The 21940-nt window shown below is 67.9% G+C and carries 18 protein-coding genes and 2 pseudogenes; 5 read left to right on the forward strand and 15 right to left on the reverse strand.

The genetic code is table 11. From position 1 onward, the window contains the following. Positions 1–33 precede the first annotated feature (33 nt). The gene (locus ACWGN5_RS17550; RefSeq protein ID WP_453515978.1) at positions 34–639 is read left to right on the forward strand and encodes a TetR/AcrR family transcriptional regulator; all 606 of its coding nucleotides are present in this window, start codon (positions 34–36) and stop codon (positions 637–639) included. Positions 640–830: 191 nt separating this feature from the next. On the opposite strand, the gene ACWGN5_RS17555 is transcribed toward ACWGN5_RS17550, so the two are convergent. The 3 genes and pseudogenes from ACWGN5_RS17555 to ACWGN5_RS17565 all read right to left on the reverse strand — a co-directional run. Beyond that, positions 831–980: a hypothetical protein gene (locus ACWGN5_RS17555; RefSeq protein ID WP_453515985.1), complete on the reverse strand. Its 150-nt coding sequence runs from the start codon at positions 978–980 to the stop codon at positions 831–833. 46 nt (positions 981–1026) lie between these two features. Then, positions 1027–1215 (reverse strand): annotated as a pseudogene (locus tag ACWGN5_RS17560) (hypothetical protein); the annotation flags it as partial. Next, a pseudogene (locus ACWGN5_RS17565) lies at positions 1136–1348 on the reverse strand (ketopantoate reductase family protein); the annotation flags it as partial. The pseudogenes ACWGN5_RS17565 and ACWGN5_RS17560, both read right to left, overlap by 80 nt. 71 nt (positions 1349–1419) lie before the next feature. On the opposite strand from ACWGN5_RS17565, the gene ACWGN5_RS17570 reads away from it, so the two are divergent. Further along, positions 1420–1626 (forward strand): zinc ribbon domain-containing protein, encoded by a 207-nt coding sequence (locus ACWGN5_RS17570; protein WP_453515981.1) that lies wholly within the window; start codon positions 1420–1422, stop codon positions 1624–1626. Positions 1627–1714: 88 nt separating this feature from the next. Here the strand turns inward: ACWGN5_RS17570 and ACWGN5_RS17575 are convergent, their stop codons facing one another. Continuing rightward, positions 1715–2344, reverse strand: a complete 630-nt coding sequence (locus ACWGN5_RS17575) for a TetR family transcriptional regulator (protein ID WP_453515907.1) — start codon at positions 2342–2344, stop codon at positions 1715–1717. 98 nt (positions 2345–2442) lie between these two features. Here ACWGN5_RS17575 and ACWGN5_RS17580 point away from each other — a divergent pair, with 98 nt between their 5' ends. Next, positions 2443–3267 (forward strand): SDR family oxidoreductase, encoded by an 825-nt coding sequence (locus ACWGN5_RS17580; protein WP_453515910.1) that lies wholly within the window; start codon positions 2443–2445, stop codon positions 3265–3267. 152 nt (positions 3268–3419) lie between these two features. Continuing rightward, the gene (locus tag ACWGN5_RS17585; protein WP_453515911.1) at positions 3420–5186 is read left to right on the forward strand and encodes an amidohydrolase; all 1767 of its coding nucleotides are present in this window, start codon (positions 3420–3422) and stop codon (positions 5184–5186) included. A 119-nt stretch (positions 5187–5305) separates the two neighbouring features. Here ACWGN5_RS17585 and ACWGN5_RS17590 read toward each other — a convergent pair whose 3' ends face one another. The 4 genes from ACWGN5_RS17590 to ACWGN5_RS17605 all read right to left on the reverse strand — a co-directional run bounded on the left by ACWGN5_RS17590 (position 5306) and on the right by ACWGN5_RS17605 (position 12192). Beyond that, positions 5306–7054, reverse strand: a complete 1749-nt coding sequence (locus tag ACWGN5_RS17590; RefSeq protein WP_453515914.1) for a CocE/NonD family hydrolase — start codon at positions 7052–7054, stop codon at positions 5306–5308. Continuing rightward, on the reverse strand, positions 7042–8565 hold the full coding sequence (locus ACWGN5_RS17595) for an amidohydrolase family protein (protein WP_453515917.1): 1524 nt from the start codon (positions 8563–8565) through the stop codon (positions 7042–7044). Before ACWGN5_RS17595 ends, ACWGN5_RS17590 begins: the two co-directional genes overlap by 13 nt. 684 nt (positions 8566–9249) lie before the next feature. Further along, complete coding sequence (locus ACWGN5_RS17600; RefSeq protein ID WP_453515920.1) at positions 9250–10992, reverse strand: amidohydrolase; 1743 nt, start codon at positions 10990–10992, stop codon at positions 9250–9252. Positions 10993–11547: 555 nt separating this feature from the next. Then, positions 11548–12192 (reverse strand): alpha/beta hydrolase, encoded by a 645-nt coding sequence (locus tag ACWGN5_RS17605; RefSeq protein ID WP_453515921.1) that lies wholly within the window; start codon positions 12190–12192, stop codon positions 11548–11550. 204 nt (positions 12193–12396) lie between these two features. Between ACWGN5_RS17605 and ACWGN5_RS17610 the strand changes: the two genes are divergently transcribed. Further along, positions 12397–12951 (forward strand): DoxX family protein, encoded by a 555-nt coding sequence (locus ACWGN5_RS17610; RefSeq protein WP_453515923.1) that lies wholly within the window; start codon positions 12397–12399, stop codon positions 12949–12951. A 38-nt stretch (positions 12952–12989) separates the two neighbouring features. Here the strand turns inward: ACWGN5_RS17610 and ACWGN5_RS17615 are convergent, their stop codons facing one another. From ACWGN5_RS17615 to ACWGN5_RS17645, 7 genes are all read right to left on the reverse strand, one after another. Then, positions 12990–14513 (reverse strand): cytochrome P450, encoded by a 1524-nt coding sequence (locus tag ACWGN5_RS17615; protein WP_453515926.1) that lies wholly within the window; start codon positions 14511–14513, stop codon positions 12990–12992. Beyond that, entirely contained in the window at positions 14510–15112 is a 603-nt protein-coding gene (locus ACWGN5_RS17620) for a GTP-binding protein (RefSeq protein WP_453515928.1), read from the reverse strand. The genes ACWGN5_RS17615 and ACWGN5_RS17620 overlap by 4 nt, the downstream gene beginning before the upstream one ends. Beyond that, on the reverse strand, positions 15093–15455 hold the full coding sequence (locus tag ACWGN5_RS17625) for a DUF742 domain-containing protein (protein WP_453515931.1): 363 nt from the start codon (positions 15453–15455) through the stop codon (positions 15093–15095). Before ACWGN5_RS17625 ends, ACWGN5_RS17620 begins: the two co-directional genes overlap by 20 nt. Further along, positions 15452–15868 carry a roadblock/LC7 domain-containing protein gene (locus ACWGN5_RS17630; protein ID WP_453515933.1) on the reverse strand — a complete coding sequence of 139 codons (417 nt, stop codon included), beginning with the start codon at positions 15866–15868 and terminating at the stop codon, positions 15452–15454. The genes ACWGN5_RS17625 and ACWGN5_RS17630 overlap by 4 nt, the downstream gene beginning before the upstream one ends. A gap of 2 nt (positions 15869–15870) precedes the next feature. Next, a complete protein-coding gene (locus ACWGN5_RS17635) occupies positions 15871–17244 on the reverse strand; it encodes an ATP-binding protein (RefSeq protein ID WP_453515935.1) in 1374 nt (457 codons plus the stop codon). A gap of 232 nt (positions 17245–17476) precedes the next feature. Beyond that, on the reverse strand, positions 17477–20293 hold the full coding sequence (gene styD, locus ACWGN5_RS17640) for a phenylacetaldehyde dehydrogenase StyD (protein WP_453515938.1): 2817 nt from the start codon (positions 20291–20293) through the stop codon (positions 17477–17479). Positions 20294–20386: 93 nt separating this feature from the next. After that, positions 20387–21865 carry an APC family permease gene (locus ACWGN5_RS17645; RefSeq protein ID WP_453515941.1) on the reverse strand — a complete coding sequence of 493 codons (1479 nt, stop codon included), beginning with the start codon at positions 21863–21865 and terminating at the stop codon, positions 20387–20389. Positions 21866–21940 lie beyond the last annotated feature (75 nt).

Here is a 21940-nt window from a genome sequence, read left to right on the forward strand (position 1 = left end):
CCTTGACACAATGGCCCGGTGAGCAGAACGCCCATGCGAGACGCTGCCGACCGTCGAAGCCGGCCCTACTACGACCGCGAATCCCTGGTACAGGCCGCGGTCGTGGTCTTCAACGAGCGTGGCTACGACGGCACGGGCATGGATGAGCTGGGCAGGCGGCTGGGCTTGAGTAAGTCGAGCATCTACCACCATGTCTCAGGCAAGGAGGAGATCCTCGACCTCGCCGTTGTTCGTGCCCTGGACGCCCTGTTCGCCGTGCTCGACGAGGACCCTGGACGGGACGGCACAGCCGTCGCCCGTCTGCGGCACGTCGTCAGACGCAGTGTCGAGGTGCTCGCCGCTGAGCTGCCCTACGTGACGCTTCTGCTGCGGGTCCGCGGAAACAGCGATGTCGAACGCCGGGCCCTGAAACGCCGCCGTGAGTTCGACCAGCGCGTTGCCGAACTGGTGGCGCGCGCGGCAGCTGAGGGAGGGCTACGCCCAGACTTCGACCCGCACTTCACGAGCCGGCTCCTGTCCGGCGCGGTCAACTCCCTCATCGAGTGGTACCAGCCCGAAGGGGACCTGCCCGTGGGTACGCTGGCGGACGCCATGACCGCGGTCCTCTTCGACGGCTTGCGCGCCCGCTCCGAGAGCTGATCCGCGCCGGCCCTGACCCCTCGCACGGTCGCCCGACCTCAGCCGCCGGGAGCGGAGCGGTTGTACTTCTTCCGGCGCATCACCCCCGACGGCCAGCCGTGAGCCGAACCGCGTAGGGCCGCTCCCTCATGCATAACTCGCGTACTGCGCATCTGGATGGGCCCTTCACCGCGGGGCAGCGGTGACGGCCGTCAGACGCTGAAGCGGGATACGGCTCGCTCGTCCCAGGTCATGCCGAGGCCAGGCCCTCGTGGGGTGATGCTGCCATCGACGAGCTGTACGGGCTCGGCCAGCAGGGGGTTGGCGAGGTGGGTCAGGGCCTCGTTGAGGTGTCGGCACACCCTGCTGCGTGCCCTTGCGGAACACTGCCCCATTGAGTTGATTGGTCTCGGTGGGGCGCCCGCGCAGGAGGTCCTGCAGCATGGAAGGAAGGTGGTGGGGGGACCCGGGGCGGGTTTGGTCCAGGGCGTCCTGGAGCGGTGTGGACCTCGCTTGCCGACAGCCTGACACCGTCGGCGTGCGCGACCGCGACCACCTCGTCCAGCACGGGGGAGACGAGCCGGTCCAGCTGCGCATACTCGCTCAGCATGCCGACCGGCACCCGGATCAGGGCGGACAATGCGTTCAGCACACAGTTGAAGGCCACTTTGGTCCAGACGATGCGACTCACGTCCGCGGAGCGTTCGGCCCGTAGGCCGGCCTCCGCCATGACGCGCACGATGCGCGAGACGCCTCGTCGGCGCCCTGTGCTCGTGGAGCTTCCACCAGCTCGGCCGGTACATCGAGTACAAGGCCAGGCGGGTCGGGGTGCCGCTGGTGTACGTCGATCCGGCGTACACCAGCCAGCAATGCTCCGAGTGCGGCCACATCGACCGGAAGAACCGCGTCGACCAGGCGACGTTCGCGTGCCGGGCCTGCGGGTCCCTCATGCACGCGGTCCCGCAACATCGGCCGCAAGGCCGAGACCGTGTGGACTGCGGGGCGTGAGTCACGCGTCCCTGCCACCCCGTAACGGGTGTCTGGACGGAGGAGCCAACCCAGCAGCCAGTTGGGCACTACCTCCAAGCCCGGTCCTTCAGGGCCGGGTCAAGTTGACCGCTCCCATTGCGCGGTCGATGAGTACAGCGAGCGGAACGGCTCCGTTGCAGGCCGTCCAGGTGACCGAAGCCGCGTCCTCGCAGGCGAGGGCTGAGGCGACGAGCGCGCGAGCACGGGGGTCGTCGACGGCGGCCGGGTCGATGCCGAGTCTTCGGGAGACCTCCGGCACGAGCAAGTCCTGCCATGCCTGCTGCTTCTCCCAGCGGCGCGCCTTCAAAGACGGGGTCTCGTCGAGCATCCGCACGTACGCCAAGGTCTTCTCGGGTTCGTCGGCATTGAACTCGGTGAGGACGTCGAAGGCGCGGCGCAGCGAATCCCAGGGCCGCTCGTCCTCAGGGCGCTCGGTCAAGCGCCTGGCGACATCGTGGCCGAGGCCATCGAGATCACTGAGGACGACGTCCTCCTTCGTCCCGAAGTAGCGGAAGAAGGTTGCACGCGACAGTCCCGCCTCGGCGGCGATCTGATCGACGGTCGTCTTGTCGAAGCCCTGCTCGGCGAAGAGGCGGAATGCCACGGCGCTCACTTCCGCCCGCATTGCCTGGCGGGTCCGGTCGCGCAGCGTCGAGGGTGCCGCACGGCGTGCGGGAGGTCTCGATTTATCAGCCATTCCAGGAAGTCTACCCTCCAGGCTCATTTTGAGACTCAGTCTCACAGTGATGTAGCGTCTCTCGCGTAGACCTCGTTTCGCTTCTGGGGAGTATCCGCATGAGCAAGATCTGGTTCGTGACCGGTTCGTCCCGCGGCTTCGGCCGTCATTTCGTCGAGGCGGCCCTGTCTCGCGGTGACAAGGTCGCGGCGACCGCCCGCAGCACCGAATCCTTGTCGGACCTGGTCGCCGCGCACGGTGACCAGGTCCTTCCGCTGGCCCTGGACGTGACCGACAAGGCCGCCGTCGCGGCGACCGTCAAGCAGGCCCATGAGCACTTCGGGGGCCTTGACGTCGTCGTCAACAACGCTGGCTACGGCCTGTTCGGCGCTGTCGAGGAACTCAGCGAGCAGGAGGTCCGCGCCCAGTTCGAGACCAACTTCTTCGGCGCCCTGTGGGTCACCCAGGCGGTCCTGCCGTACCTGCGCACCCAGGGCAGCGGACACATCGTGCAGATTTCCACCGTCGGCGGTGTCACCTCCTTCCCTACCCTCGGCGGCTACAACGCCTCGAAGTGGGCCCTGGAGGGCCTGAGCGAGGCCCTGGCTCAGGAGGTCGCCCCGTTCGGGGTCAAGCTCACCCTGGTGGAACCTGGCGGCTTCGCCACGGACTGGGCAGGATCCTCCGCGGCCCAGGCCCAGCCGCTGCCCGTCTACGACGGCGCCCGCGACGCTGTCATCGCTGCTTTCGCAGGGCTCAAGGTGGGCAACCCCGCGGCCGCTGGCCCGGCGCTGCTGAAGATCGTCGACGCCGAAAATCCCCCACTGCGGGTCTTCTTCGGCACCGCCCCGCTCCAGGTCGTCCCTCACATCTACGCCGAGCGGCTCAAGACCTGGGAGGAGTGGGCCGAGGTGTCCACCGAGGCCGAAGGCGCGCCCGCCTGAAATCAGTGACCTCGGCTGCGAGCAAAGTGCCCGGCACCCCGCCGCCGTCCCTGCGTGACCGCTGGGCTCTCCCAGCAGTCCGTCCGCGGCCCGCCCCCACACGCAAGGGCCGCTCGACCGCACAAAGCCAACACCTGATCATGGAGCACACAGTGACCTTGTCCACCCCCCGGGAAACGGGCCCCAACCGTTCTGAAAAGACCGACCACAGCGCGGACAACCCCGTCGTCCTCACCGGCGGCACGGTGCTGACCTGCGACCGAGAGGACACCGAGGCCGAGGCGATCGCGATCGCCGGCGGTCGAATACTGGCCGTCGGCGACCTGGAAACCGTCCGCTCGGCCGCCGGCTCCGAAGCCCGGGTCGTGGACCTGGACGGCGCGACCGTTCTGCCCGGCCTCATCGACACCCACCCCCACGTGCTGCACCTGGGAGTCATGGCCTACCCGTTGGTCCAGCTGGACGACGCCGTCGACCACGACGACATCGTGGCGAGGATCGCGGCCAAGGCCGCGCAGACCCCAGCCGGGCAGTGGGTCATGACCATGCCCGTCGGCGAGCCCTCATATTTCATCCGTCGTTCCTGGCGGGACCTGCGAGAAGGCGAACTGCCGACCCGTGAAGTCCTGGACCGTGCCACCACCGAGCACCCCGTGCTCATCCAGGCCTGGGGGCCGACCACACCCAACGTGATGGTGTTCAACTCCGCCGGCCTGCGCGCGGTAGGCATCGACAGCAGCACTCCCGACCGCGTGGAAAGCGTCGAGATCGAGAAGGACGCGAACGGCGTTCCCACAGGCCGGCTCTACGGCCGGGTCAACAACATCTACAGCGGGGATCCCTTCACCGAGCAGCTGATGCGGGAGCTGCCCATCTTCGACCCCGCGGCTGTCCTGCCGGGAACCCAGCACGCGATGCGCGAGTACAACGCCCTGGGCGTGACCACGGTCTACGAAGGTCACTCACTGGACTTCCCCGAGATCGGCGCCTACCAGGCGCTGCGCGACGCAGACGCCATGACCCTGCGCGTCCTGTGCTGCCCCGAGGCGCAGCCCAACGGCCTGCCCGGGAGCGCGCCCATCGACGACGAGGCGCTCATCGCCCGCCTGGAGCAGGCCGCGGCCATGGTCCAGCGGACGGACGACATGCTGCGGGTCGACGGCATCTCGTTCGGCCGCGGCGGTCCGATCTCCTCCGGCATGATCCTCATGCGCGACCCCTACCAGGACCCGGACGGCAACCCCACCGTGGGTGCCTCGTTCCTCAGTGCCCAACGAGCCGAGACCATCATCCGGTTCGCCTACGAGCACGGGCTGCGCCTGAACATCGTGACCGCCGGAACCGCCGAGCATGACGTGAACCTGGACGTGCTGGAGAAGCTGGCCGGCGGGGGCACGCTGGACACCGAAGGCCGTGCCTGGCTCCTGCAGCACCTGTACTTCTTCGAGCCGGAGCACGCACGCCGGGCCGCCGCCCTCGGCCTCGATGTCACGACCAGCATGTCGTTCTCCTGGGGCAAGGGCGAGCTGGCCCGCGAGCGGATCGGCGAGCACATGCTCGAGCACCTCATCCCGCTCCGGAGGCTGCTCGACGCCGGCCTGCGGGTCGGCTGCGGAACCGACTGGGGACCGAAGAACGTTTTCGAGCACATCGCGCTCGCCGTCGAGCCCACCTACGCGGGCACCGGCGCCAAGGCCCCGACCCCGGGCATCAGCCGCAAGGAAGCCCTGGCGATGTGGACCCGCGACGCCGCCCACGTCCTGCGCTGGGAGGGCATCGGATCGCTCGAGCCCGGCAACTGGGCCGACCTCGTCGTGGTCGACCGCAATCCGCTGACCTGCCCGGTCGAAGACCTGCCTGCCACCGAGGTCTGGGCGACGCTGCTGGCCGGCGAGCTCGTACACGGCAGCCTCGAGTAGCGACGAACGCCCGGGTTCGCCAAGAGGAAATCCCGGAAGCACACCTGGCCCGGCGCGACCGCAATGTTCGCGCCGGGCCAGCTCACGTCACTGCGCAAGGAAACTCGCAGCGGACGTGGTCACCGCTCGATGATTGGAAGCACGAGCCGGCTGGGGTGCACCCGCCCGTGGTGGACGGTGTTCACAGCCGGCACCATGTCCGCCAGCCGCTCCTCGGCGATTACACCACCGGTGTTGCTGTTGCGGTCGTAGCGGGGGAAGTTACTGCTGGAGACCTCCAGCCGGATCTGGTGCCCCGGCAGGAACACGTTGGAGGTGGCGCCCAGGTCCACGGTCAGCTCGGTGATCTCACCCGGGGTCAGCGGCTCGGGTTCGGTGAGGGAGCGGCGGTAGCGGGCCCGCAGGATCCCTTCGCAGAGCAGGACGGCCCGGCCGTCCGGGTGGACGTCGACGAGCTTGCCGGTGAAGTCGGTGTCCACGGCCGACGAGGACACGAACAGCTTCAGTGCCACATGGCCGGTGACCTCGACCGGGGCGGTCAGCTCCGGGGTGGTGAAGCACAGCACGTCGTCGCGGGACTCGACCACCCGCTGGTCGAGCGGCCCCGCGTCCGTTCCGGTTGCCGCGCCCAGGACCGGCCCGCCGATGCTCGGCACGGGGCGGAGCGGGTCGTAGAGGTACGTGTCGTGTCCCTCGTCGGCCGGCGTTTCGACGGACAGCAGCCCGTCGCCTGCGGCGGAGTGCGCACCCGCAGTGCTGGACAGGTGGTAGTCGGTGTAGCGGGTGTCTGGCAGCGGCCAGTCCGCCTCGTCGCGCCACTCGTCGAGGCCCATGACGAAGATCCGTACGGGGTGGTCGTCGTCGACCACGTCGGTCCGCCCGCGCAGCCACCGGTCGAAGAACGCCACGTGCCGCTCGGTGATCTCGGCGAACTGGAACGCGGACAGCGGGCCGTGGTCGCGGCCCGGGAAGGTACCGGACCGGTGCTCACCCATGTGCGCCCAGGGCCCGATGATCAAGCGCTGCCCGGCGCGGGCCTCGGCGCTGCCGCCGCGCTCGCGCATCGTCCGGTAGGCCTGCAGGGTGTTCGGCAGGAACAGGTCGTACCAGCCGCCGACGTTGAGCGCGGGGACGGTGACCCGCTCCGGGGTCTGGAGGGCCGACATGTCCGTCCAGTACGCGTCGCGGGTCGGGTGAGCCAGGACGTCCGCGAGCGCGGGCATCCTGGAGCGCACCCACGGATGGTCGCGCAGCGGTGTGGCCGCGAAGGCCTCCGGCAGGGTGGCAACGTGCCCGAGGGCCGTTCCGATCTCCGCCGGATCGCCCTTGCCGAGGGTGAGGTCGCGCACCACCGCGTTGGTCGAGAGCATCGTCGTCCACGTCAGCAGTGTGTCCAGCGACAGCGCACCGCCGGGCGAGTACCAGGGGGCGAGGTACGGGTCCGCGGACGCGGTCAGTGGCGCGATCGCCGCCAGCCCCTCGATACCGGCGGCTGCGGCGTGCCACTGCACCATCCCGACGTAGGAGGTTCCCAGCATGCCGACGGTGCCGTTGCACCAGGGCTGCTCCCGCAGCCAGGCCACGGCGGCCGCGCCGTCGCCGGCCTCGTCGACGTGAGGTGTGAAGGATCCCTCGGATCGGAACGTCCCGCGACAGGACTGGTAGACGACGGCGTACCCGGCCTCCACCAGGGCGTGGACGTTGGCCGAGATGTCGTCGACGAGGACGTTGAGATCGTCCTTGCCGTACGGGGTTCGGGCGAGCAGGACCGGTGTCGGCTCCGCGACGTCCGGGCGCCACACGTTGGTGGCGAGCGGCGTGCCGTCGTGCCCCGGAACCAGGATCTCTGTATCGATCAGGATGCGCATGGTGTCCCCTTGATTCGGGCGGGTCGGAGGTCGGCGCCGACGGCGCTCGCGAAGCCCATGGCGGCTTCGAGGAAGGCGGCGTTGAGGGCCTTCTCGTCGACGAAGGTGGCGGCACGGTCCTCGACCAGGATCCGTCCGTCCACCACGACGGTGTCGATGTCGCTGCTGCCGCCCGTGATGAGGAAACTCTGCAGCGGCCGGTTGGTGCCGACGCAGCGGTAGTCGTCGATCGGCACCGTGCAGAAGTCGGCTTGCATGCCCGGCCGCAGCATGCCGATCCGGTCCGACCAGCGCAGCGCCTCGGCGCCCGCCCGGCTGGCCATGGACAGTGCCCGCATCGGGGTGACGACCGTGGGATTGGAGGCAGTCTCCCCGTAAGCGAGCCAGGCCATCCGCATCGACTCCGGCAGGCCGCCGATCGGGAGGTCGAAGCCGTCGGAACTCAGCGAGATGCGCGCGCCGTCCGCGAGGAACCGCAGGACCTGGCGGGTCGTGGTGATCACGCCTTCGCCGGCGGCTCCGTAACGCTGCGGGGAGTGCGTGACATGCACACCCGCGTCGAGCAGCCAGGCGTACTCGTCGTCATCGGCGAACGCGGTGTGCGCCGAGATCAGCCGGGATGACAGCACACCCAGCCGGTGCAGACGCTCGATCGGGCGTGCCCCGAAGTGCCGCGTCGAAGCGGCCGACTCGTTCGCTGCCAACGCGACGTGAGAGCCCCACGGGGTGTCGAACCGTTCGGCCAGCGCGGCGACGCCGAGCAGCAGCTCGTCGCTGGCGTTGGCGCCGAACAGCGCGGACGGCATTGCCCGCAGACGGCCCGAGGGGTCGTCCCCGTACGTGGTGAGCATCCGCTCGATGGAGGCAAGCATCGCGTCGGTGTCCGCGGTCCGATGGAACCCGTCTTCGCCGGGCCGGCACTCACCGTCCACCCCGTAGGCCGAGACGACACCCCGGATGCCGGTGGCGTGCACCGCGGCGGCCAGCGCCTCCGGCGTGTTCAACGAGCCGAAGTCCGCGACGCAGGTCGTCCCGGACCGCAGCTGCGTAACAAGCGACTGGATCGCGCACACCTGCGCGACCTCCGGCGGCAGCGCGGCGAGCAGGCCGGGGAAGCTGTTGAAAAGCACCGATGCGGCTTCGATGTTCGTGCCGTGCGCGAACTCGCCCGGGACGGTGTCGGCGTCGTCCGGGCCCACGGTCAGGCCTCCCATCGCCCGCATGGCCCCGGCGTCGTGCCAGTGGTCGTTGACCAGTCCCGGCAACACCATCCGGTCCGAGGCGTCGATGTGGCGGATACGACCCACGGCCGGACCGAGGGACGCCTCGGCCGCGTCGACCTCGGCGGACGTGCCGACGGCAGCAATCGTCGACCCGGTCACCAACAATGAGGCGTCGGGCAGGACGGCCCGGTCGGGATCGGCTGTGTAGATGAAAGCGCCGTCGATGCGGAGGCGGTCATATGGTTCGGGTAGCGGAGAAAGCAGCGAACCGGGGTCGGGGGCGCTCACGACCACGCTCCGTTGAGGGGACATTCCAGCGCAGACAGCGGGCCGTGTTCCAAGGCGAAGGCGGCGGGGGTGATTTCGGCGGCTGGTGTAGTTGGCGACGTCGCTCCTGCCGGGGAAGAGGGGTGCTGTGCGCTCCAGTTCTCTCGGACCACGTCCGCCTTCACCGCCGTCGGTGTGTGCTCCATCCGCAGCCTGTCCGCAACCTCATGCATGTGCGTCTACCTTTGGGCTTGACGGGAATTCGTTAGGGGGACCTTGAGGTGAGGTATCGAAGGCCCCTGGCGAGCGGCTGACCTGTCCCATCGCCTCCTCATGGGGCGTCCCGCCAGTCACCAACTGCTTCTCGTGTCACTCGCTCAGGGAGGGTGCTCGGGCTGCAGATGCGACGTGGGGTCGGTCGCAGTCCTCCTGGTGGCGGCGCCGTGAGTGGGGCCGGGGGCCTGTCCGCCTCGGGATGGCCAGGACGCTAGATGCAAGCACCGATCAGAGTCAATAGAGGGTGACAAATTTTTGAACTATTCGTTCATTAATTTGTCGAGTGGTTCAGTATGTGAAGGTGTCCGGCGCCAAGAGCCTTCCGATTGCCTGTTGCCAGGCAGCCGGGCCGTGGGACCCGCTGAACACGCGGGCCCCACGGGGAGAGCACAGGCCTGTCCGGCCAAGGATTCGAGCGGAGGCCCCGCGCTACGCCTGGGAGGGGAGCGAGCCGTCGTCGTGAACCGTGCGGCCGCCAACGTGGGTACGCAGCACGCGGGTCGACGGGAGCGCGTCGATGTCGCAGGTGATCGGATTGCGGTCGACGATGGCGAGATCGGCGTGGTGACCGGGGTTGAGGGTGCCGATGCCGCCCCAGCGAAGTACCTTCGCGCCGGCTGCGGTCCACATCCCGAAGGCCTCGGCGCGTGAGATGACCTGAGCGGGGCCCGCGTTGGTGCGGCCGCTCGGGAACATCTGGTGGGTGACAGCGATCTGCATCTGCTCGAAGGGGTTGGTGGGACCCCAGTCCATGCCGGCGGAGGCGGAGAGCCCGGCGTCGAGGTGGGCGCGGAAGGTATTGAGCTGCTTCAGCGCCTCGGGACCGAAGCGTTCGGCGATCATGTCTCCCTTGCCGAAGGTGAAGCTCGCGCTGACCGTCAGGTCGAAGCCCAGTTCGGCGAGTCGCTTCGACTGGCCCGGACGCGTCATCTCAGCGTGCTGAATCAGGCCGTCCATACGAGCGAGGCCGTGCTTGCGCATCGTCTCTTCCGCCAGCGCGATGTTCTCGTCGTGCTCGTCGGGAGTGATGGAGACGACGTTCAGGCGCAGCCCGTGCTCGGCACAGAAGTCGAAGGCGAGGCGCATGTTCTCCTCGCTGATCGCACGGTGGCCCCTGGTGACGTTCCCGTAGGGATCCTGATAGCCGTCGTGCCACAGGACGTTGCCGCTGTAGCAGGTGCCGTACGTACAGGCAGTGACACCGTCGACGCGCACCCAATCGTCTTCGAGCGTCCGCATCGCCAGTGCGGTCTCCAGCAACGCGCGTGCCTCTTCGACCGACTTGGGCCGATCTCCGGGCAGAGCCGTACCCTGAAGCTCAGGAGCCGCCTGGACGCGCAGATTCAGCAGGCCCTGAGAGCTGAGGGCACGGTAGACGTCGATCTGCGGGATCTCTATGGCATGGCCCTCGTACACCGTGGTGATGCCCATGGCGTTGTAACCCTGGACGGCCTGCAGAAGAGCGTCGACGACGAACTCCCGCTGGATCAGCTCGGGCATCTGCTCCCGAAGGCTGTTGAAGAACGGGTCCTGGTTGTAGTAGCTCGTGACGCTGCCGCGCAGGATGCCGGTGGGCGTTCCCTCGCTGTCCTTCTCGATCCACACGTTGCTCATGCGGTCGGGAGTCGAGGCGGAGATGCCGAACTTGGCCAGGGCCGCGGAGTTCATGGCCACCACGTTCGGCAGCACGGGAGCCACCGCCTGGATCAGAACGGGGTGGTCGGGAGCCGCCCGGTCGAGGACGCGCCGGTCGGGCAGGGCGCCTTCCTCGAGGTCACGCCAGGAGCGGCGGTGGAAGTAGTGATACTCGCCGACCGGGGTGGTCAGGATCCACTCGCCGGCAGGGACCTCCTCCGCCTTCTTCCGGATCGCCGCGACGATGTCAGAGTGGTTGCGCGCCTCCGAGATGTCGACGAGCGGAGCCCGCATCGCGGAGAAGTGCATCAGGTGCGGGTGGGTGTCGATCAGGCCGGGGATGACGGTGGCGCCGTCCAGGCTCTGGCGCTCGACTCCCGATCCCGCCGCGCTCAGGACGTCCGCGTTCGATCCGACCGCGGCGACGCGGCCTCCACGGATGAGGATGGCCTCGGCGGATTCACTGTGGGGGTCGATCACCACCTCCCCGTCCGTGTAGACGACGTCGGCCGGTCCGGCGTGCGATTCGTTGCTCATCGTCACTCTCCTGCCTGCTGCTGAACATGACTGAATCAACCCCCTGAATTAGGGTGCGCCGAATCAATATGAAGCGAACCCGAAAGGGAATTGATAGGGACCCTAACATCACTCTCCCGGCCTCTGGTGCCGGGTAATGCGGAATGTTTTTCATCCCCCCTCGCCCTTGACGCCCCCGGCCTCCGTGTGAACAACATCCGTCCTGACCTGCCCATTTGTGATTTGACATCTCGGTGTGGGTGTGAGCATCAAGGAAATGAATCCGCTTTGGGTGCACGCCCGTCGAGGAATTTCAAATCGCCCCTGCGGTGCGACCCGGCTGCCGGTCCGGAGCCTCGCGAGGACCCGAGATGTATTCTCTGCCGGTCCGGAATCGAGGAAATTGGAAAATTTCGGCTGTCGAGTAGGTCGGTCGCAGTGAGGGGGCGTGATCGATCGGGTTGAGGTCGGGGTCGACCGGCCCGATGGGTACCGCGCAACAGGTTTCAGGGCTGGTCGCCCGCTCGCTCAAGATCTCGACGGCACTCCTGTCCGCGCCGTCCGCAGGGTTCGGAGTCAGGCGGATCCATCCCAGGAACGTTCCAGGAAGAGTGCGACGTCCGCCAGCTCGGGCAGGGCGATCCCGTGCCCCAGGCCTGGATAGAGGCGCTCCTCCAGGCGCGCGCCCGAGTGCTCGCGCAACCACGTCCCGGTGCGCTCCACCAGGTCCGCCGGGATCACGGTGTCCTCGGTGTCGCGCCCCCAGAAGACGGGCACCCCGGTCAACCGGCCCGGCTCCCCGGGCAGCTCGGCGTCCCAAGGCAGAGTGCCCGACAGGAGCGCCGCCGCAGCGAAACGGGCGGGCTGCGCCAGAAGTAGCCCGCCTGCCATGGCCATGCCGCCGGAGAAGCCGATCAGGGAAACGGAACTATGCGACGTTGTGACCGTGTCCAGCCAGCCGAACAGCCACTCTGCGGTAGCTGAGATGGAGTCCGGCAGTGGCCGCCCGATCCCGCGGTTGGCGAACCACGCATAGCCGCCGCCTTCGGCGATCGGCGCGCGCACGAAAGCCACTGTCGCCTTCTCGGGCAGGTGCGGCGCGAGCCGGGCGAACGACTCCTCGTCTGAACCCCGTCCGTGCAGGGCGACCACGAGAGGCGAATCCGGCCTTTCGTCGGGACCGATGGACCAGTGGACCACGGGGGTTGCGGCATACGGCATGGCGAACTCCAGGAAGACGTGGATGTGGTGGGAGGCCGACCGGCGACGGTGGGGTGAAGGGGGGCTGCGCCGCGCACTGCACTCCTCCCGGTCCGGGCACACTCTCACTGCTTGAAAGTTGTAGCAACTGCTATGATCCTTGAAACTTCAAGTTCTCCGTTGTGCGCCCATCTCGGGCTGCCGACCTCAAGGAGCAACCTCTTCATGGCCACCACCGCTGCCTCCCCGTCCCTTTCGGCCGACACGTCCACCGGGCCTGCACCCGTGCCCACGTCACACACCTACGACGCCGGTCTTCTCGTCCTGCGGCTTGCGCTCGGCCTGACCATGGCCGTTCACGGAGCTCAGAAGCTGTTCGGCTGGTTCGGAGGCGGTGGAATCGAAGGAACCGGTCAGTTCTTCGCCGCCTCCGGATACCCCTCGGCCAAGGCGTTCGCCGTCGTGGCCGGCCTGAGCGAGACGCTCGGCGGGCTGGGTCTCGCCGTCGGACTGCTGACGCCCCTGGCCGCTGCCGCCATTGCCGGCACCATGATCAACGCGATCGCCTTGAAGTGGGGCAACGGCTTCTTCGCCCCGACCGGCATCGAGTACGAACTCCTCATCGGCCTCGCCGCCGCTACCCTCGCACTGGCCGGCCCGGGCCGTCTGGCGGTCGACCGGCTGCTGCCCGGTCTGCGTGTGCACCGGCTTGGCTACGGCATTGCCGCCCTGGCCCTGGGCGTGGTCGCGGCCATGGTGATTCTGCTGCTGCGTCACTGACGACCCAGCTGTCCCCGAACGGGCTGACGGGCGACGCATCAGCCGGTGGAACTTCCTCTGGGCCTGACCAGGAAGCTCCACCGGCCTCGCCGGTGTTTCGCCCCGGTAGCGGAGCGATGTGGTTCAGATGTCCTGGGCAGCGGAGCAGGGCGGGAAGACGGGGCCTGAAGGCCCCAGGATGCCGGCGCCCGAGGGGGAGAGATTCCAGCGGTCCGCGCATCATTCCCCGCGATGTGCGCGGCGGCTGTGACGGGTGGTGTCGTTGCCGTCGTGGCAGCAGGGAAGGCGACAGGAAGAACCTCCCAGCCAGAGACAAAGGTGGCCGGTCTCTTCGGGAGTTGGTCGGCAGGGCGGGCGAGGGTGAGGTCCGGGAGCCGGTCCAGGAGCCGCTCGACCGCGGTCTGGCAGATCAGCCGGGCGAGATGGGAGGCGGGGCAGCCGTGAACGCCGGCGGAGAAGGCCAGATGCGCCTTGTTGCCGGCCGCGGAAGCACCGCCGGGCTGGACGGACGGATCGGTATTGGCCATCGCGAAGCTGATCAGGATCGGCACACCAGCACGGAGGGAGACCCCTTCGTAGGTCATGTCCCGACGCGGATAGAGCGGGCAGCAGTTGGCCATCGGCGGGTCCGTCCACAGTACGTGGTCCAGCGCGTCACTCACGTGTTGCACCCCGTTGAACACATCCCCCGCGAACCGATCGTCGCCGATCATCAGCATCAGCGCGTTGCCGATGAGGTTGGTGGCGGGATCGCTACCAGCGGCTATGAGAAGGAGGATCGTCTGGACCATCTCGTAGTCGGTGAGCCGGGCAGGGTGGTCTATCAGCCACGAAGTCAGATCCGTACCGGGAGATGCGCGCTTCAGAGCGACCAGCTCCAAGCCCGCGGCGTCCAGCTCGGCGAGGGCTTGGCGGGGGTCCGACGAGGCATCGAAGATCTTGATGAATGCGTCCACCATGCGCCGAGCAACCTCCGGCGGACAGCCGAGCATGTCGATCAGCACTGCGGTGGGTAGTCGGGCGGCGTAGTCCCCGATGAGGTCCGCCTCGCCTCGGTGGGCGAAGGAGTCGATCAGGCAATCGGAGATGCGCGCTGTGGAGCCTGCCACGGCGTGGGTGTCAACACGCTCCAGGCTGTCGGTGATCGCTTGCCGCAGCCGGACGTGCTCCTTGCCGTCCATGAACATCGCGTTCTCGGGCGGCAGCATCATTGCCAGGGCAGGGCTGTCGACGGGTACTTCACCTCTGCGCAGCGCCTCCCAGTTGCTGGGATGCTTGGCGAACTTGCCCGGGTTGTTCCGCAGCAGATGCAGGGCGGCCCGGTAACGAGTGGTGATCATTCCGTGGACGCCGGGAGCGATCTCGACCGGGGCGATCGGGCCCATGGCGCGCAACTGCTCATAGGCTGCCTGAGGGTTCGCGTTGAAGTGGGCGCCATGGAGAGGAGTCGGCCAGGAGGCGGGGAGCGAACCGTGGTCGAACGGGCAGCGACCGGAGGCGGCGTCCGGCTCGGCGTTGCCGGCATCGAACGACGGGCCGGAAGACATGGGGGGCTGACTCATGGGATGGGCTCCGGTTCACGGCTGAGCAGATACTCGACCAGGGCGATCAGCCCCTGCTTGGAGCTATGGCGATCGCGTGCATCGCAGATCACCAGAGGCGTTTCATCGGCCAGGTCGAGAGCGCCGCGTAGCTGCGCTACGGGGTATGCGGGTGCGTCGTCGAACTGGTTGATGGCGATGGCGTATGGGAGACCCAGCTCCTCCACTACACCGATGATGTCGAAGGACTCGGCCAGGCGGCGGGTGTCAGCCAGGACCAGGGCGCCCAGGGCGCCTCGCGTGAGGTCGGCGAGCAGGGGCATGAAGCGCTGCTGGCCGGGAGCGCCGAACAGGTAGAGCACGATTTCGTCGGTGAGGGTGAGGCGACCGAAGTCCATGGCCACGGTGGTGGAGGTCTTCCGCGGAAGGCCCTTGAGGTCGTCCGTGGCCACGCTGGCCTCGGTCATCACCTCCTCGGTGCGCAGCGGACGTATTTCCGACAGGGAGCCGACGAATGTGGTCTTGCCGACTCCGAAATGTCCCGCGACCACGATCTTCACGGCTGCCTCGTTGCCGCGTAGATGCGTGCCGGCGGCTGGGTTAGAGAGCGCGGAGTCCACGGAGCACTTCCTCCAAGAGCTTCTTTTCCCGTCGCTGGGCGGCCGGGATCGGGGCGCGGGTGGTGATATGGCCGGTGTCCATCAGGTCGGCGAGCAGAATGCGCAGCACGCTGAGCGGAAGACCGAGATGGCCGGAGACCTCCGCGACGGACAGCGCGCCCGGCAGGCAGAGCTCCACGACTTGCCGCTGTTCCGGAGTGAGAGGCGCCCGCGAGATACCGGAGTGGGAGATCACCAGCGTGGTCAGGTCGAAGGAGTTGCGGCTCGCGGCGGAACGACCGCCGGTCACCACATACGGACGCACCAGTCCGTCGCCCCTGCCACGCGGGCTCGGCGGGTTCATGAAACGCCGCCCTGGCCGTTCCGGGCGGCCAGATACATCTCCTGCCCGACCCGGCCGATGGCCTTCTCCATGGCGTACGAGACGGACTCGACATCTGCTTCCTTGCCGGCCGAGACCGCCAGATAGGTGCCCTGGCCGGCGGCCATGATGAAGATGTAGCCGTCCCGGTACTGGATCATGGTCAGCTCCCAGGGCGCGCTCTGGCAGTTGGCGAACTCTGCGGCCTGGCCGCTGAGAGCCTGCATCCCGGAGACGGCAGCGGACATCCTGTCGGCCATATCGCGGTCGACACCCTGCGAAGAAGCAGCACGCAGACCGTCCGCCGAGAGCAGCAGGGCATGCAGGGTGTACGGCAGACGCACCAGGTCGTCCAGCACCCAGCCCAGGTTGCTCAAGCTGTTGCGGGGATTCATGGTCAGGAGTTCCTCTCGTCCTGGTTCTGCTGGTCATCCGGGTTCTGCTGAGCTGCTCGACGACCGCGCACGAACGCGCCGAGGCTGCTGCCGGGGTTGGTGGGCGGCTGCATGGGGGGAAGGGACTGCGGGGTTGCCTGCGGCTGGGGTCGGCGACGTCGTCGCTGAGGGAGGCCATCGGCGCGCAGGGGAGCGTCCCAGTCATGTTGCGCCTGCGAATCGGTGAGGGGGGCCGGCATGGCCGACGAGGGGAATTCGGGAAAGGGGGTGCCCCAGGGCGGTCCGGACGCCTCAGATGCTGCGGCGGATTCGATGACTGCATGGGCGGAGGCGGACGACGGCTCGTAGGGCGGAGGCTCGTGCTCCCCAGCCGGGACCAGCAGCGACTTCGGGAGAAAGACGACCGCCCGCACACCTCCGAAAGGGGACCCTTCGGCATCGACGCTCGCCCTGAACCCGTACCGGGCGGCCAGCACCCCTACCGCGGCGTGACCGAACTTTGGGGGATTGCGAAGCTCGGTGAGTCGCACCGGCTCACTGCCGGTCAGCAGCCTCTTCGCCAGTGCGGAGTCCTCCGGCTTGAGCCCGACACCGGAGTCGTCGATGACGATGCTCACGCCGTTGTGGGCCTGCAGGAACCACACCTGGACATGGGAGCTGGGCTCACTGTGGCGGGCTGCGTTGTCCAGCATTTCGGCTATGGCAAGCACCACGGGCTCGACGGCCCGGCTGATCACGGCGACCGGCGGCTCGCCGATCACCTGGATCCGCTGGTAGTCGCGGATCCGTGAGACTCCACCGCGCACCACGGCCAGCAGCGGCGTGTTGACCCGCTGCCGGCCCGGCCAGGATCCCGTGAGGACTCCGATGATCTGGGCCCGACGCCCCAGCTGGCTGCTGGCGTGGTCGATCGCGCTCGCGTCATGCAGGACCTTCTCGTCATGGTGGCGCTGCAACATCTCCAGGATGGCCGCCTGTTGTTCGTTGATGAGGGCCTGCATCGACCTGGTCACGGTCTTCACCGCGGCCTGCGCCGCTTCCTCAGCGCGGTCTGCCGCGTGCGCGGTGACGCTGTGGACGATGTCGATCACCCCTTCGATGGCCGCTTCGAACGGGCTTCCCTCAAGTTCGGCCCGGTGCAGTGGTCCGGGTATGAGGGCTTCCTGGCCGTGCCGCACTTGGCTCATCAGAGCGGGCAGCCGATGGTCGACCAAGTGACGTGCCTCCGCGTCGCGCAGCTCGAGACGCTGCTCCAGCGCCGAAACGCGCTCGGTTTGCCTGGACGCCTTCCTCCTGCTGCGAACCGCGAGGTACACGGCAGCGGCCAAGAACGACAGCAAGATCCAGAAGGCTGCGTCCGTCGTGGGCTGGGTCATGGAGTCCTCGTGCGAAAGCGGATGAGGCGGGCCGGTGAGCCCACGGGGTGGTTCTTTGGGAGGGCGATCCGGATCTCAGGCGAGATCTGAGGCGAATCCGGAGGCGCAGGGGACCGCCTGAGGCGAGCCGCGGATCTGATCGCTGAGCAGTGAGACTTCAAAGGCGTGCATGCCGAGGCTCCCGTGCCGCTGCAACAGGGCTCAGCGGCACGGGAGCGCAAGCGAGGTCCCATTACAGGACGATGGTGACGGCCTTCTCCTCAGTGTTGGCCAGGATTCCACTCCAGCCCAGCTCTCGACCTATACCGCTGGCCTTCATGCCGCCCCAGGGAAGCGCCGGGTTGATGGCGCCCCAGCCGTTCACCCAGACCGCACCCGCGCGCACCTTCCGGGCGAGCGTGTGGGCCAGGCTGACGTTCTTGGTCCAGATTGTGGCGGCAAGGCCGTACTCGGTGTCGTTGGCGATCCGGATGGCCTCCTCGACGTCGTCGAACACCATCACCGCGCCGACCGGACCGAAGATCTCCTCCTGCGCGATGGTGGATTCGTTGTCGACGTCCGCGAAGATCGTGGGCTTGACGAAGAACCCGTCCCGCTGGGGCTTGCCGCCGCCGGCGACGAGCCGCGCGCCCTCGGCCTGGCCCTTGTCGATGTAGGACAGGACGCGGTCCCTGTGCTTGCTGCTGACCAGCGCTCCGACCGTGGTGTTCGGGTCGAGCGGGTCACCGAGCACCTGGGAGTCCGCCGCCTTGGCCAGCTCCTGCACGACGCGCTCGTAGAGGGACCGGTGGACCAGGATGCGCGTTCCGGCGGCGCAGACCTCGCCCTGGTTGAAGAACAGGCCCATGGCGATCCCCTGGACTGCTGCCTCGACGTCTGCGTCCTCCAGAACGATCTGGGGGCTCTTGCCGCCGAGTTCGAGAGTGACCCGCTTGAAGGAATCGGCAGCGACCTTCTGGATCTCCTTGCCGACGGCGGGGGATCCGGTGAAGCTGACCTTGTCGACCTCCGGATGACGGACCAGCGCGGCGCCGGCCTCGCTCCCCAGACCGGGTACCACGTTCACGACACCGGGCGGGAAACCGGCCTCCTCGATGAGCTTGGCCAGGTGAAGGACCGACAGCGGAGCGTCCTCAGCCGGCTTCACCACGAGCGTGTTGCCCGCAGCCAGGGCAGGCGCGAGCTTCCAGCCGGCAATCATCAGCGGCGTGTTCCAGGGGATGATCGCCGCGATGACGCCGATCGGCTCACGCACCGTGTACGAGTGCGTCGGGCTTCCCATGTGACCGGCGGTGGGCACCGTGCTGCCCTGAATCTTGTCGGCCCACCCGGCGAAGTGGCGGAAGGTGGCAACGGTGTTCGGCACGTCGAGCAGGGACGGGTGAGTGACCGGCTTGCCGATGTCGAGGGACTCGAGGCGAGCGAGCTTGTCGGCGTCCCGCTCGATGAGGTCCGCGAGCTTGTTCAGAAGCCGGCCTCGTTCGGCGCCGGAAACAGAGCTCCAGGGGCCGGAAGTGAGGGCGCGGCGGGCGGCACGGACTGCGTCGTCCACATCGGAGGCGCTGGCCGCGGATACCCGGGCCAGCAGCGTCCCGTCCGCCGGATTCAGGTTGTCGAACGTGCTCGACGCCGGCCGCCAGCGGCCGTCGATGAAGAGATTCGTCTGGAATGTCGTGTCAGCTGTGGCGGTTCGACGCCTCACGTCAGCTCCGTTCGTCGTGCGGGGCGCCGCAGGCGCAACAGTGCAGCGGCGTACATCGGCTTCCATCGCGTCGAGACTCGCCGAGAGGCGCTCGACGAGCAGGTCCACGTGCGTGTGCTCGAACACCATCGGCGGACGGATCTTGAGAACGTTGCCGTGCGGGCCGATCTTGCTGATCAGCACCCCGCGGTGCCGCATGTCCTCGACGATCCAATTCGCCTGCTCGGTACCCGGGTTGCCGTTCTTGTCGATGAACTCCAGGCCGAAGAAAAGCCCTTGTCCCCGCACCGTCTTGACCCGGTGGTCCTGGTCGGCGAGCTTCTCCAGCAGGTCGCGGGCGTGACGACCGACTTCCAGGGCGTTTCTCTGCAGTTCTCGGTCGGCCGACTCGCGGAGCACCGCAATGCCTGCTGCAGCCGACACGGGGTTGCCGGCGAAGGTGTTGAAGTAGAGATTCGCCGCGCCGAACTCGTCCAGCAGCTCGGTGGTGGTGACAACGGCGCCCAAGGGGTGCCCGTTGCCCAGGGGCTTGCCCAAGGTGACCAGGTCGGGCGCGATGCCGTACAGCTCGTGCCCCCAGAACTCGGCGCCGGACCGGCCCAGACCGGACTGCACCTCGTCGGCGATGATCAGCCCGCCCGCCTCCTGGACCATGGCCGCGACCGCCTCGATGTAACCCGAGGGCGTGCGCAGCAGTCCTTCAGTCGAGAAGAGCGGATCGAAGAGGAAGGCCGAGACGCCCATCCCTGCGGCCTGCAGGGATGCGATTGCGGCTGCGGCCTCTTCCACCGCCTCGGCCAGCACCACTTCCTCGGAGCGGGGGTCGCTGTCGAGGTCAGGTATCCGAAGCGGGCGGACATGCGAGCCCAGCGCCTCCTTGACCTGCAGTCCCGTGGTGAGTACGGCGAGGCTCGTGGTGTTGCCGTGGTAGCTGAAGTCGGTTACCAGAAGGCCGGTGTTTCCCGTGCGCTGACGCGCGATACGCAGGGCCAGCTCGTTGGCCTCAGACCCGCTGTTGGTGAGGAAGACCTTGTCCAGGTCTGGGGTGAAGGTCGCCAGGAGAGCCTCGGCGTACTCCACGACATGTTCGGACAGGTAGCGCGTGTTGACGTTGAGGCGGGCGGCCTGGTCGGCGATCGCCCTGACAACCCGTGGGTTGCAGTGGCCCACGTGAGGGACGTTGTTGTAGGCGTCCAGGTAGTCGACCCCGTCGGCTCCGCGGAGCCACACTCCCTCCCCTGACACCACGTGGAGCGGTTCCGCGTAGAAGGTGGGGGAGTGCGGCCCCAGCGTGGCCCTCCGGCGGGCCATCAGCGCCCTGGCCGTCCACTTGCTGGCGGTCGTCATGACGTCTCCTGTCGACTGATCCTCCTCGGCAAGAGGTGAATGAACGCCGAGTATAGTAATTGTACGACGCGTAAAGCGATTCGTCTGCAGGTGTCAGGCCGTCAGGTGTTCCGTCACGCTGCGGTACCGGTCCGGGCGCCGAAACTTCAGCCAGAGGCCGTACCCCGCGCCGGCGGCGAACACGACGGCGATGAAAGCGGGCAGTACGTTGACCAGCACGCTGCTTGCCCCGATGAGCAGGTCGAACTTGCTCACGGCCAGGGCGACGCCGGCACTCATCCCCGCGAACGCCAGAAGGGGAGCGATGGTCGTCGACCACACCGTCCCTCCGCCGTTCCTGCGGAAGTAGCCGACGAAGGCCAGGCACGCCAGACACTGCAGGGCCATGATCCCCACGGTCCCCAGGCCTGCCGCAACGGTCCCCAGCCCAACCATCGGCGAGACACCGCCGACGAAACTGATGCCGACGATCAGGGCGAGGATGATCGATACGACGATGCTCGCAGTGGCCGGGCTGCCGTACCGGGGATGCACCCGGCTGACCGCGCTGGGAAGGCATCGTTGGCGTCCCAGCGCGAACAGGTACCGGCTCGCGACGTTGTGCAACGAAAGCGTCGTGGCGAACATGCTGGTCGCCATGCACACCGCCATCACCTGCATCACCCACGGCGCCAGGTACTCCTCCGCCAGGCCGAAGTACAGGCTTCCGGTGGCCTGGTTCGCCGCCTCGGATATCCGTCCGCTGCCGATGGCCCCGACCGTCACCCAAGTCGTCAGGATGTAGAAACCGCCGATCAGGGCGACGGACCCATAGGTGGCACGAGCCACACTCCGGTGCGGGTCGCGGGTCTCCTCCGAGTACATGGCCGCGGACTCGAAACCGATGAAGCAGGTGAAGACCAGCATCACCGCGATGCCCGGCGCGCCCGAGCCGGCCGCATGGAGCGAGAACGACTCGGTGGGAAACGCGCGAGTGCCGAGGTGCCCGATGATGCTGACGACGAGGCACAGGAGGATCGCGAACTCGGCGACAACCAGTACCGCGATGACGCGCGAGCTGATGTCGATCCCCCGCAAGCTCAGCGCGGCCACGAGCAGCCCGCCAATGGCGGCGAACCATATCCACGAGGGGGCCCAGCCGAACAGGCCGGCCACCGCCGCCTGCGCGAAGTAGGCGAAATATGCGAGCGCCCCGGCGGCGATCACCGTGTACGAGAACATCGCCACGAACGCGGCCCCGAGCCCGGGCACGCCACCCAGCCCTCGCGTCACGTAGGAGTAGAAGGCGCCGGTCGAAACGACCCGACGGCTCATCGCCGAGTAGCCGACGGAGAACAGTGCGAGGATCACGCTCACGCCGAGGACGGTGAGAGGAACCCCGGCGCCGTTGCCGAAGGCGAAGGCGACGGGGACGATCCCGACCACTGCCCCCATGGGGGCAGCTGCGGCGACCACCAGCAAGATCAGGTGCCAAGCGCTCAGGCTCTGGCGCAGCGTGCTGTCCCCTGCCTCATCCGGAGCGTGAGTCGAGGGGCCGGACTTCACTTCCTGCCCGGCGGCGGATCTGTCCATGGTGCCTGTCCTTGATCTCTTCGGGGGCTCGTGACAAGCGTTTTCCAGCGGATTGGTGCATCCCCGTGCGATGCG

The sequence above is a fragment of the Streptomyces sp. NPDC055815 genome (assembly GCF_053616475.1).